This window comes from Streptomyces sp. NPDC002580 (assembly GCF_042889485.1).
Taxonomy (GTDB): Bacteria; Actinomycetota; Actinomycetes; order Streptomycetales; family Streptomycetaceae; genus Streptomyces.
This window is the reverse complement of sequence record NZ_JBIAQZ010000004.1, coordinates 179,545-190,166: the sequence shown is the minus strand read 5'-3', so window position 1 is coordinate 190,166 and position 10,622 is coordinate 179,545. Positions and strand designations below refer to the sequence as shown.

General features: G+C 72.3%; 11 protein-coding genes. 5 read left to right on the top strand and 6 right to left on the bottom strand.

The window, feature by feature from the left end:
- Positions 1–9 precede the first annotated feature (9 nt).
- Positions 10–1,428 carry a DUF2252 domain-containing protein gene (locus ACFYW7_RS14965; protein WP_389501988.1) on the bottom strand — a complete coding sequence of 473 codons (1,419 nt, stop codon included), beginning with the start codon at positions 1,426–1,428 and terminating at the stop codon, positions 10–12.
- A 233-nt stretch (positions 1,429–1,661) separates the two neighbouring features.
- Positions 1,662–2,627, bottom strand: a complete 966-nt coding sequence (locus ACFYW7_RS14960) for a YhjD/YihY/BrkB family envelope integrity protein (protein WP_389501986.1) — start codon at positions 2,625–2,627, stop codon at positions 1,662–1,664.
- Positions 2,628–2,874: 247 nt separating this feature from the next.
- On the opposite strand from ACFYW7_RS14960, the gene ACFYW7_RS14955 reads away from it, so the two are divergent.
- Both ACFYW7_RS14955 and ACFYW7_RS14950 read left to right on the top strand, forming a co-directional pair.
- Positions 2,875–3,519 carry a GAP family protein gene (locus ACFYW7_RS14955; protein WP_389501984.1) on the top strand — a complete coding sequence of 215 codons (645 nt, stop codon included), beginning with the start codon at positions 2,875–2,877 and terminating at the stop codon, positions 3,517–3,519.
- A 207-nt stretch (positions 3,520–3,726) separates the two neighbouring features.
- Entirely contained in the window at positions 3,727–4,101 is a 375-nt protein-coding gene (locus tag ACFYW7_RS14950) for a DUF6325 family protein (protein WP_389502718.1), read from the top strand.
- Between the two features lie 93 nt (positions 4,102–4,194).
- Here ACFYW7_RS14950 and ACFYW7_RS14945 read toward each other — a convergent pair whose 3' ends face one another.
- Positions 4,195–4,626, bottom strand: coding sequence for a hypothetical protein (locus ACFYW7_RS14945; protein ID WP_389501981.1), 432 nt, complete (start codon positions 4,624–4,626; stop codon positions 4,195–4,197).
- A 253-nt stretch (positions 4,627–4,879) separates the two neighbouring features.
- Here ACFYW7_RS14945 and ACFYW7_RS14940 point away from each other — a divergent pair, with 253 nt between their 5' ends.
- Entirely contained in the window at positions 4,880–5,158 is a 279-nt protein-coding gene (locus tag ACFYW7_RS14940; RefSeq protein ID WP_389501978.1) for an SHOCT domain-containing protein, read from the top strand.
- Positions 5,159–5,222: 64 nt separating this feature from the next.
- Here ACFYW7_RS14940 and ACFYW7_RS14935 read toward each other — a convergent pair whose 3' ends face one another.
- Both ACFYW7_RS14935 and ACFYW7_RS14930 read right to left on the bottom strand, forming a co-directional pair.
- Positions 5,223–5,714 carry an NUDIX domain-containing protein gene (locus ACFYW7_RS14935; RefSeq protein WP_389501976.1) on the bottom strand — a complete coding sequence of 164 codons (492 nt, stop codon included), beginning with the start codon at positions 5,712–5,714 and terminating at the stop codon, positions 5,223–5,225.
- An 82-nt stretch (positions 5,715–5,796) separates the two neighbouring features.
- The gene (locus ACFYW7_RS14930) at positions 5,797–6,885 is read right to left on the bottom strand and encodes an ADP-ribosylglycohydrolase family protein (RefSeq protein ID WP_389501974.1); all 1,089 of its coding nucleotides are present in this window, start codon (positions 6,883–6,885) and stop codon (positions 5,797–5,799) included.
- Between the two features lie 221 nt (positions 6,886–7,106).
- On the opposite strand from ACFYW7_RS14930, the gene ACFYW7_RS14925 reads away from it, so the two are divergent.
- The gene (locus tag ACFYW7_RS14925) at positions 7,107–8,225 is read left to right on the top strand and encodes a glycerate kinase (RefSeq protein ID WP_389502716.1); all 1,119 of its coding nucleotides are present in this window, start codon (positions 7,107–7,109) and stop codon (positions 8,223–8,225) included.
- Positions 8,226–8,310: 85 nt separating this feature from the next.
- Here ACFYW7_RS14925 and ACFYW7_RS14920 read toward each other — a convergent pair whose 3' ends face one another.
- Positions 8,311–9,522 (bottom strand): PucR family transcriptional regulator, encoded by a 1,212-nt coding sequence (locus tag ACFYW7_RS14920; RefSeq protein WP_389501972.1) that lies wholly within the window; start codon positions 9,520–9,522, stop codon positions 8,311–8,313.
- Between the two features lie 181 nt (positions 9,523–9,703).
- Here ACFYW7_RS14920 and ACFYW7_RS14915 point away from each other — a divergent pair, with 181 nt between their 5' ends.
- Positions 9,704–10,510, top strand: coding sequence for an ABC transporter ATP-binding protein (locus ACFYW7_RS14915; RefSeq protein ID WP_389501970.1), 807 nt, complete (start codon positions 9,704–9,706; stop codon positions 10,508–10,510).
- The last annotated feature ends 112 nt before the right edge of the window (positions 10,511–10,622 follow it).

Here is a 10,622-nt window from a genome sequence, read left to right as displayed (position 1 = left end):
GTCTCCTTGTCAGGCGGCTTCGGCCTTGACGCGCCCCGAGCGGACGGCCTCGACGAGCGCCCGGTGGTCCTTCTCGTTCTGGTCGGCGTAGCTCTCGGCGAACGGGACGAGCGCCCGGTCGAAGACGTCGCCCCCGCCGAGATAGGAGGCGATGGCGATCCGGTCGCCCGACCTCGCGTGCGCGCGGGCCAGCGTGGCACCGCACAGCTCGCCGAAGGCACGCATGCCGGCCGGCACCATGAGCTCGGGTTCGGCGATGCCCTTCCAGTCCCGCAACTGCCGTACGTAGAAGTCCCGTCGGCGGCCGTCGATGCCTTCGGCCCGCTCCCAGCCCAGGAAGATGTCACTGGTGGCCTGCATGAGCCGCTGCCCGGCGACCACCCGCTCGCCCTGGGTCCGGTACTCGCTCGCGCCGACGTACGGCGCCAGCACCGACTCGTCCGCCTCCTTGGCCTGCAGGAGCAGCGGATCCGTACCGTCCCGGCCGAGCATGAGGATGATCCAGCAACGGGTGCCCACGCTGCCGACGCCGACCACCTTGCGGGCCACGTCGGCGAACCGGTACTGCTCCAGCAGGAACCGCCGGTCCGTGTTCAGGCTCCGGCCGTAGCTCCCGATCAGCTTGCGGAGCTGCTTCTCCAGGGCGCCGCGCTCCATGTCGGGCAGCAGATCCTGCAGCGGAACGACGAGCGGCGGATCCGCGGCGATCAGGGCCTGGCCGTCGACCATGTGCGTGAGCTTGTTGAACGCCTGGAGGCTGTCCCGGCTGCGCGCCTTGTCGGTCGTCCTCTTCCAGCGGTCGCGGGCCCGCGAGCCCAGCTCCCCGGCGATATGGGTCCGCACCCAGTCCTCGTCGAAATGCGTGTACCAGACGGGGAGGTTGCCCATCCCGGCGAAGCGTCTCATCCACTCGCGGTACGACCTCACCGTGGTGCGGACGATGTCGGCGCGCTCCTTGCCGCTGAAGCCGTTCGCCCGGGCCGCGATGACGAGGCTGGCGGACAGCCGCTTGACGTCCCACTCCCAGGGGCCGGGCAGGGTCTCGTCGAAGTCGTTGATGTCGAACATCATGCGGCGCTCCGGCGAGGCCAGCAGCCGGAAGTTCAACAGATGGGCGTCACCGCACAGTTGCGCCCTGATCCCGGACCTCGGGGTGTCCGCGAGATCTCCGGCCATGATCGCGGCGGCTCCGCGGTAGAAGCGGAAGGGCGACTCGGTCATCCTGCCGTAGCGGATCGGGACGAGATCGGACACCCGGGTCTTCGACTGGGCCTCCACGACGTCCACCGGGTCGGGGCGCTTCGGGGAGGGGGTGAAGTCGGCGTGGCCGGAGCGGGGCACGGCCGCGCGGGCGGCCTTGCCGAGCGCGGCGCGCTCCGCCGGGGTGTGCTGCGGGGTGTGGCTGCCGGCCGGGTGCTTGGGGGTCATTGCAGACGCTCCGCGATGGGGGCGCCGACGCGCGGGCGCCGGTGCGGTCGGTGGTGGATCGGTGGGGAGACGCACGACGCCGATGCCCAGGAGGAGGGCTCCTGTCGAGGAAGTGCTGGGGGCCGGCGACGCGCGGCTCGTCGACCAGGGGCGGCTTCGACGACGTACGGGCCGGTCGTCGGCGTACAGGTCGTAGGGGAGGGGCCCGGTCCGATCACCAAGGTAGCTCCGGGTCATATGTCCGGCGAGTCGGGCCGATCGGGTGAGCCCGGGGCGGGGGGCGTCGGCGGGGTGCCGTGCGGGCCGGGCACGCCGGGGGAGCCCAGACGGCGGGCCACCGACGGTTCCTGGGCGACGACCGCGCCGATCGTGATGCCCGCGGAGATGACGACGCACAGTCCGATCAGCCAGGACAGCACGGTGAAGACCGCGCCCAGCGAGCCGTAGCGTTCCAGGCTGTGGTTGAGGGCGTTCGGCACGTACAGCTTGGCGACCACCGACAGTACGGTGAGGGCCGCACCGGTCAGGATCGCGCCGGGCAGCAGGGGCAGCCAGGGGACGCGCCCGGCCAACAGCAGGTGCTGGGTCCACCACCAGACGCCGACCTCGGTGACCAGGAGCAGCGGGAGGCCGAGCCAGGAGCCCAGACCGAATCCGGTCCGCAGCGGTTCCTGCAGGGCGATGACGACGAGCAGGGCCACGATCCATACGAACCAGCGCCAGACGGCGATCCGCGCGCTCGCGCCCGGCAGCCGCCAGGCGCGCTGGCAGAGCCGTTGCATCGCCCGGCTGCACGCGGTGGCGGAGAGCAGCACCATCAGCAGGCTGACCACCCCGGCGCTCTGCCGCAGGCCCGCGGAGTCGGCCCCGTACACCTTCTTCAGCTCCTCGTCGGCCGCGCCGGTGATACCGAGGATGGCGTGCACCGAGTCGACGATCTCGTCGCGCACCGACGAAGGGGCGAACGAGGCGACCACGAAGATCAGCGGAACCGCGGTCAGGAAGGCCTGCGCGGCGAGCCGCGTCGCGGAGTCCAGCAGGTTCACCGCGACGATGTGCGAGGTGAGGCGGGTGATCACCGGGAACCGTGTCTCGGCGCCCGATCGCAGTCCGAGCAGTCGGGCCCGCAGCGCCGCCACGCGCTCGCGCAGCCGGCCTCGGTCGCCACCGGTCGAGCCGGGTCCTTCACCTGCGCGCATGCCGCTCCCCGTGTCGCCCTGGCCGCCGTCCCGCGGGGTGGCCGCGCTATCAGGGTGCCGTCCGCCGACGCCGCGGGCGCTGCGGCGAGGGCGCCGTTGCGCCGTACGGGGAAAGGTGCCGGACCTCGACGGGGTGGTCGACGCGGTGGGCGGGACGTCGGATTTGTGGACGTGCTCGGGGGAGGTGACGATGAGGGCATGCGCGAAACCGCGGCGCTCGGCCGCGCGAGAGCACGCGAGGGCGACGATGGTCCTTGACCTGCTGCTCATCGCTCTGGCGATCGCCCTGGACCCCCTGCCGGTCACCGGATTCGTACTGGTGCTCTCCGCGGACAGGGGGATCTGGAAGGGGCTCGCCTTCATCCTGACCTGGCTGGCCTCCTTCGTCGCGATCATCGCCGCCGTGCTGCTCATGACCGGCGGCGAGCCACCGGCCCCCAAATCCGCGCCCTCCACGGCCGCGCTGGCCGGCAAACTGGCCGTCGGCCTCGGACTCGTCCTCTACGCGGAACACCGACGGCGCAACATCGGCAGGCGGCCGAAGTCCTCCGGCTTCATGTCCCGGATCGAACACATCTCCCCCTGGACGGCGGCCGGTCTGGCGCTGCTGCTCCAGCCGTGGGGGATGATCGCGGCCGGAGCCTCCACCGTCGTGGACGCGAACCTCGACCACGCCGCGTCGTACGCGGCCCTGATGGGCTACGTCCTGCTGGCCAGTTCCAGCATCCTGGCGATGGAGCTCTACGCGACGTTCGCCCCGCGGTCGGCCCGTATCCGGCTCGGGAAGCTGCGTGCCTGGATGGAGCGGCACCAGGACCAGGCACTGGTGTCGCTGTTCCTGTTCCTGGGGCTGTGGCTGGTCGGCAAGAGCATCTACCAGCTGACCGCGTGAACCACCCGAACGGCCCGAACGCCACCCGTTCCCGGCGGCCGGAGGAGGCGTCGGACCGAAATGCGGCGGCTTCCGTCCGGTGCTGCAATGGCATGGATCAGGGGCAGGGCAAAACCATGACCACGCAGGGGTGAAACCGTGAGCGAAGACGAATTCGTCGAGACGGGACCGATCGACTATATCGTCGTGGAGTTTCCCGGTAACCGAATGACCGGTGACGGACTTCCGATCCTGGTCGATCTGGTGGACCGCGGTCTCATTCGGATTCTCGACCTTTTGTTCGTGAGAAAGGACGAGGACGGATCCGTGGTCGGCATGGAGGTCGCCGACTTCGACGGCGACGGAGCCCTCGACCTCGCCGTGTTCGAGGGCGCGTCCTCCGGCCTGCTGGGCGAGGACGACATCGAGGAGGCCGGGAAGGCGCTGGAGCCCGGCAACTCCGCCGGAATCCTGGTCTACGAGAACGTGTGGGCGGCGCCCTTCGCCGCCGCGCTGCGACGCGGCGGCGCCCAGCTGGTCGCCTCCGGGCGCATCCCGGTGCCGGCCGTGCTGGCCGCGCTCGAGGAGACGGACGCCGGATAGCCGGTGAACGCTTCGGACCGGTCGGCAGCGGCCCCGCACCGAGCAAGGTGCGGGGCCGCTGCCGACCGGAGATTCCGGGGAGGCCGTGGACGACTACGCGGTACGGGCGTCCCGGCCGGCTCCGACGCACAGCGCCCAGATGACGAAGGCGTCGATGGCGATCAGCACGCTGGCCCACACCGGGGAGTGGGGCAGCCACATGAAGTTGGCGACCATGGCCAGTCCAGCCAGGGCGATGCCGATGACCCGGGCCCACAGCATGCCGCGGAACACGGCGACGCCGGCGAGGACGACCAGCACGCCGAGGGTGAGGTGGATCCATCCCCAGCTGGTGAGGTTGAAGGTGTAGACGTAGTTGCTGGTGGTGATGAACACGTCGTCCTGGGCGATGGCGGCGATGCCCTGGAATATCGCCATCGCCCCTCCGAAGATCATCATGACTCCCGCGAAGGCGGTCCAGCCGGACACCCACGCCCCCGAACTACCGGCGGATTCCTGTCGGTGGTGCATACCCGTCGTAGCCATTGCGAGCTCCTCCCGCGTAGACCTCGCCACTGACCGGACGACGGCCGGTGGCCCACATTTCAGCTTGCCATGGGAATGACAGACCGGCAGATCGTCGGAAATCGCGACCGACGGGGGAGAGCTCGAGATGCGGGGGAATCCGTTCGGTGCTCCAATGGTTCTGCCCGGTGCGCCGGGACGAATTCGGTGCGCACAAGGGACGGCATCCCTTTCGGGCTCGTTCCGTATGCCTCGTTCCTGGAAGGAAATCACCGTGCCAGGTCTCCTCCGCGGGGTCGCCCGCACAGCCGTGGTGGCCGGTACGGCCACCGCCGTCTCGAACCGTGTGTCACGCCGCCAGCAGGGGCGATGGGCCCAGCAGGAATCCCAGCAGTACCAGGAGCCCCCGCCCGCCCCCGCGCCGCCGCCCGCCGCACCGGCCGACGACATGACCAGCAAGATCGATCAGCTGAAGCAACTGGGGGAGCTCAAGGCCCAGGGCGTCCTCACCGAGGCCGAGTTCGAGCAGCAGAAGCGCAGGATCCTCGGCTGAGGACCACCGGCGGTCCGCGCGCCCCGGCGTCCGAGGGCTCAGCCCTCGGACGCCGGGGCGCGGGTCAGCCCACCCGGTGGCCGTTCTCCAGTTCCGCCGTACCCGCGTCCGACGTCAGAACCTCCAGCGCGGCCAGGACACGACGGCCGAGGGCGCCCGGCAGGTACCGGGCCAGCTCCTCGCGAGGTACGAGCCGCCAGGACAGCAGTTCCTCCTCCTGCAACCGGATCGCCTGGAGGTCGCTCCCGCCGAGCACCCCGCCGTCGTACAGATACGCCACCAGCGGTGGTCGACCCGGCCCCTGGACCCAGTCGACCGCCAGCAGTCGTCCGAGTTCCACGTCGAGGCCGATCTCCTCGGCCGTCTCCCGTCGCGCCCCTTGCCGTGGGCTCTCCCCGTCGTCCGACTCGACCGTTCCGCCCGGCAGCGCCCAGCCCTCGCGGTAGTTCGGCTCGACGAGCAGCACCCGCCCCTCGGTGTCGCGGAAGAGAGCGGCGGCCCCGGCGAGGACACGGGGCAGGCCGGCGATGTACGCGGCGAAGTCCGAAGTGGTCACCGGGGAAGGGTATCGAGCGTGCCCGGACCGGAGCGGCGGCCCGACCAGGGCGGCACCCCCGGAACCGGCTGCCGCCCCCGTCCTACCCCGTCCCCACCCCCGCCCCGGCCTCCGCCAACGCGACCGTGCGTGAGGCGAGTTCGCTGATCCGTACCCCGTCGAAGCCGAAGACCGCGCTGCGCACGGTGTCCTCCAGCGGGTCCTTCCACTGGGGAGGGATCGCCGCCGCCCCGCACAGGACGCCCGCGACGGAACCCGCGGTCGCGCCGTTCGAGTCGGTGTCCAGACCACCGCGGACGGTCAGCGTGATGGTGCGGGTGAAGTCGCCGTCGCCGTACAGGAGTCCGGCGGTCAGGACGGCCGCGTTCGGGACCGTGTGGATCCATCCCATCCCGGCGGTCTCCTCGGACAGCGTGACGAGCGTGTCCTCCCAGGCCATCCGGGCCTCGTGGAGCGTGATCACCCGGCGCACCGTGCGGGCGAGACGGCTGCTCGCGGGAATCACGGTCAGCGCCGTCTCCAGCGCGTCCCGGACGGAGGGCGCGGTGAAGGCGGCGGAGATCAGCGCCGCCGCCCACATCGCGCCGTAGACACCGTTGCCCGTGTGCGAGAGGACGGCGTCCCGGCGGGCCAGCGAGGCCGCCCGCCGCGGCAGCCCCGGGCTGGTCCAGCCGTAGACGTCGGCGCGGATCAGCGCGCCGATCCACTCCTGGTACGGGTTCTCGTACGTCGCCGTCAGCGGAGGCTTCAGGCCCTGGGCGAGGTTGCGGTACGCGGCCCGTTCCGCCGTGAACGTCTGGCGGTACGGCAGCCGCAGCAGCCACAGGTCGCCCACCTGCTCGGTGCTGAACGAGAAGCCGTGCGTCTCCAGGAGGTCGAGTCCGAGGATCGCGTAGTCCACGTCGTCGTCGCGGCAGCTGCCGTGGATGCGTCCGCGCACGCAATCGCGCCACTCGGGGCGCAGCTCGAACTCGCCGCCGGCGTCGCCCTCGGCGGGCCCCGGGAGATAGTCGGTCAGCGGCAGGGCCCCGGCCCGCCGCAGATAGCGGTCGATCCGGTCCCGCGTCCAGTGGTCGCCCTGCTCGACCGGTTTGCCGAGCATGTTGCCCGCGATCCGGCCCAGCCAGCCCCCGAGGACGCGGTCGTCGATGTCGGTGCCCACAGGGGTCATGGCTCCGGTCTACCCAATTCCGGGCGGGCGCGCTCGCCGTGGACGCGGGGAACCGGCTCCTCGGGCGCGCCGGAGAGCGGGCGTCCCGAGGGCCGGCAGGGGCATGACGGCGGGGGCCCGCGCCGGTTAGGGTCGCAGCGGCGCGACTGCCTTGACGTGTGCAAGGCCCGGAAGCAAGGGGAACCAAGGTGGCGGACGCCGCAGTGAATCGGATCCCGCGGGTGCTCATCGCCGCGGACAAGTTCAAGGGATCGCTCACGGCCGCGCAGGTCGCCGAGCGGGTGACGGCCGGACTGCACCGGGTCGCACCGCACGTCGAGGTCGAGTCGCTGCCCGTGGCCGACGGCGGCGACGGCACCGTGGACGCGGCGGTCGCGGCCGGGTTCGAGCGCCGCGAGGTGCGCGTCGCCGGACCGCTGGGCGACGAGGTGAGCGCCGCGTACGCGCTGCGCGGTGACACCGCCGTAGTCGAGATGGCCGAGGCGAGCGGGTTGCAGCGGCTGCCCGGGGGCGTCTTCGCGCCGCTCTCGTCCTCCACGTACGGCTCCGGGGAACTGCTCCGCGCCGCGCTGGACGCCGGTGCGCGCACCATCGTCTTCGGCGTGGGCGGCAGCGCGACGACGGACGGCGGCGCGGGCATGCTGTCAGCCCTCGGCGCGCGTTTCCTCGACGCGGACGGTGATCCGGTGGCTCCCGGCGGCGGCTCGCTGGGTGACGTGGAGACCGCCGACCTGACAGGCCTGGACGACCGTCTCTCCACCGTCGACCTGGTGCTCGCCAGCGACGTGGACAACCCGCTGACGGGCCCCGAGGGCGCGCCCGCCGTGTACGGCCCCCAGAAGGGGGCGCGCCCCGACGACGTGGCGGTCCTGGACGCCGCGCTCGCCCACTTCGCCTCCGTCCTGGAGAAGGCGATCGGCCCGAAGGCCGCCGAATACGCCGCGGCGCCCGGCGCGGGCGCGGCGGGCGGCATCGGATACGGGGCCCTCGTGCTGGGCGCCCGCTTCCGGCCCGGCATCGAGGTGATGCTCGACGTGCTCGGCTTCGGACCCGCGCTGGAGCGCGCCACGCTCGTGATCACCGGCGAGGGGTCCCTCGACGAGCAGACCCTGCACGGCAAGGCGCCCGCCGGGGTCGCGGCGGCGGCCCGCGCCCGGGGCAAGGAGGTCGTCGCGGTGTGCGGCCGGCTCGCACTGGCGCCGGAGGCGCTCGGCAGGGCCGGTATCCGCAGGGCGTACCCCCTCACCGAGGCCGAGCCCGACCTCGCGAGGTGCGTGGCCGAAGCGGGGCCGATCCTGGAGCGTGTGGCCGAGAACATCGGGCGGGACTTCCTGACCTGAGGCCGGTGGTCCGGGGGCCCTCGGGCTCCCGGACCTTCCGCCGGGAGGGCCGCGGCAGCCCTCCCGGCCGTCCGGTGCCGTCGTCTCACCTTCCCGGCCCCGTTCCCGCCAACCGGTAGGCGTCCAGCGCCAGGGTCATCTCGATCAGGTCGCGGGGGCGGGCCAGCGAGCGGGAGGTGAGCTGCTCCAGCCGGCGCAGGCGGTTGAAGACGGTGTTCCGGTGGCAGTACAGGCGCCCCGCCGCCCGGCCCGCGGAGCCCTCGCAGGCCAGCCACATGTCCAGCGTCTCGATCAGCACGGCCCGGTCGCCCGGTTCGAGCTCCAGCAGCGCGCCGAACACGTCCGACACCAGCCGGGCCGCCAGCTCCGGCTGGCTCACCACGAGCGCCGTCGGCATCCGCTGATCGAGGCGTACGACACCGGTCGCGTCCGGCGGACACGTACGCAGCGCCAGCTCGGCCCACCGCCGGGCCCGTCCCAGCTCGCCGAGCCCCGACACCACGGGACTGATACCCCCCGGTCCCGAGCGCCGGCCGTCGAGCAGCAGGGCCACCGCGTCCAGGCCCTGATCGGGGTCCAGCACCACCACCCCGATCTCGCAGTCGGCCCGCATCCGCCAGATGAACCGCAGCCCCGCCCCGAGCATCGGCCGCACACAGCCGTCCCGTCCGTCGTGGCGTTCCGTCCGCAGCACGACGACGGCGTACGGTCCGTGCTCGGGCAGGTCGAGCCCGGCCGCCGCCCGGGCCGCGAGCCCCGGTGCCTCCTGGCCCTCCAGCAGGGCGTCCAGCAGGGCCTGCAACTGTTCGTCCGTGCGCCGTCGCAGCTCCCGTTCCGTGGAGAGGTAGGAGTCCGAGGCGGTCGCGGCCTGCGCGTCCACGGCCGACCACACCATCGTGGCGGACCGCATGAGAACCGCCAGCCGCTCGGGCTCCCGGCTCGCCGCGCTCTCCATCAGCGCGTCCCACACCAGGTAGCCCGCCGCACGGTAGGCGTGCACCAGGAGTTCGAGCGGCAAGCCTTGGTGCGCCCGCCGCCGGCCGGCCTCCTCGGCGTGCTCCAGATCGCGGCGTGGTGAGTCCCGGGGCGCGGAGATCGACTGGATGCCGATGCGCATCGCGGTCTCCGCCTCCCGCCACTGCTGGTCGTACGGCAGCACCTGTGCGTAGACGGGGGAGTACTCGGTGAGCTGCCTGACGTGCTCGTCGACGAGCTCGGGCAGCCGTTCCAGCAGAGCCACACACGACTCCGCGAGCAGTTTCCAGTCATGACCGGTCCGCGGTCTGCGCCCTCCCATGGACCGGAGGATGCCACCCCGACACGGGGTCGCACAGGCCCCTGACACGCGGTGTTGTGCGCGTGCACAACGGGCGGGCGCCACCGCTGGGCTCCCGCCGCGTATCGGCCGCGGGCCGTGGACGGGGGTGTCCACCGGTGCTGAGGTGAGCGCCACACCGAGCTAGGAAAAGGGAGGTGCCATGGGCGGTTCCGCTCTGCTCGTGCGGGAACTGTCGGTCGGTTACGGCCCCGTACGCGCACTGCGTCACGTGTCGTTGGAGGTGCCCGAGGGAACCGTCGTGACGGTTCTGGGCGGCAACGGCGCGGGCAAGTCGACGCTGCTGCGGGCGGTGTGCCGGACCCTCTCCTTCCACGGAGGAGCGGTCACCGGCGGCACCGTCACGCTGGGCGGACGACCGTTGGACCGGCTGCCACCGGACCGGGTGGTGGCCGCCGGGGTGTCCCAAGTACCTGAAGGAAGAAGGGTGTTCAGCCGGATGACGGTCGCCGACAATCTGCGCGCCGGAGCACTCGGCGCCACCGGCGGCCGGGTGGACAAGGCGCGGGCGCTGCGGCGCGTGCACGACCTGTTCCCGGTCCTCGCCGACCGCGCCCAGCAACGGGCGGGACTGCTGTCCGGCGGTGAGCAGCAGATGCTCGCGGTCGGCCGGGCGCTCATGGGCGCCCCCAAGGTGCTGCTGCTCGACGAGCCCTCGCTCGGGCTCGCCCCGTTGATGGCCGCGCGGATCGCCGACACCGTGCGGGAGATCAACGAGCAGGGCACCTCCGTCCTGCTCGTCGAACAGAACGCCGCGCTCGCCCTGCGGCTCGCCACCAGCGCGTACGTCCTGGAGGTCGGCGAAGTGACCCTGTCGGGCCCCACCGACGAGCTCGCCGCCTCCGACGAGGTGCGGCGCCGCTACCTCGGAGTGGTAGACGAGGACGCCGCGGCGGACGGTGCGGCCACCCGCGACGGTCTTCCGTCCCTGTCCCGCTGGAAGGGGTGACCGACCGTGGAGGAACGTGACAGCGCGGCGGCCCACGCCGCCGGAGCGGCCGGAACAGCCGGAACGACGGGGACAGCCGGGACAGGAACGGACGGGAAGGACAGGTCAGCCG

Bases quoted from the DNA above. Each gene is read 5' to 3' on its own strand.
- ACFYW7_RS14965 (WP_389501988.1), bottom strand. From the start codon at position 1,428: ATGACCCCCAAGCACCCGGCCGGCAGCCACACCCCGCAGCACACCCCG.
- ACFYW7_RS14960 (WP_389501986.1), bottom strand. From the start codon at position 2,627: ATGCGCGCAGGTGAAGGACCCGGCTCGACCGGTGGCGACCGAGGCCGG.
- ACFYW7_RS14955 (WP_389501984.1), top strand. From the start codon at position 2,875: ATGGTCCTTGACCTGCTGCTCATCGCTCTGGCGATCGCCCTGGACCCC.
- ACFYW7_RS14950 (WP_389502718.1), top strand. From the start codon at position 3,727: ATGACCGGTGACGGACTTCCGATCCTGGTCGATCTGGTGGACCGCGGT.
- ACFYW7_RS14945 (WP_389501981.1), bottom strand. From the start codon at position 4,626: ATGGCTACGACGGGTATGCACCACCGACAGGAATCCGCCGGTAGTTCG.
- ACFYW7_RS14930 (WP_389501974.1), bottom strand. From the start codon at position 6,885: ATGACCCCTGTGGGCACCGACATCGACGACCGCGTCCTCGGGGGCTGG.
- ACFYW7_RS14920 (WP_389501972.1), bottom strand. From the start codon at position 9,522: ATGGGAGGGCGCAGACCGCGGACCGGTCATGACTGGAAACTGCTCGCG.
- ACFYW7_RS14915 (WP_389501970.1), top strand. From the start codon at position 9,704: ATGGGCGGTTCCGCTCTGCTCGTGCGGGAACTGTCGGTCGGTTACGGC.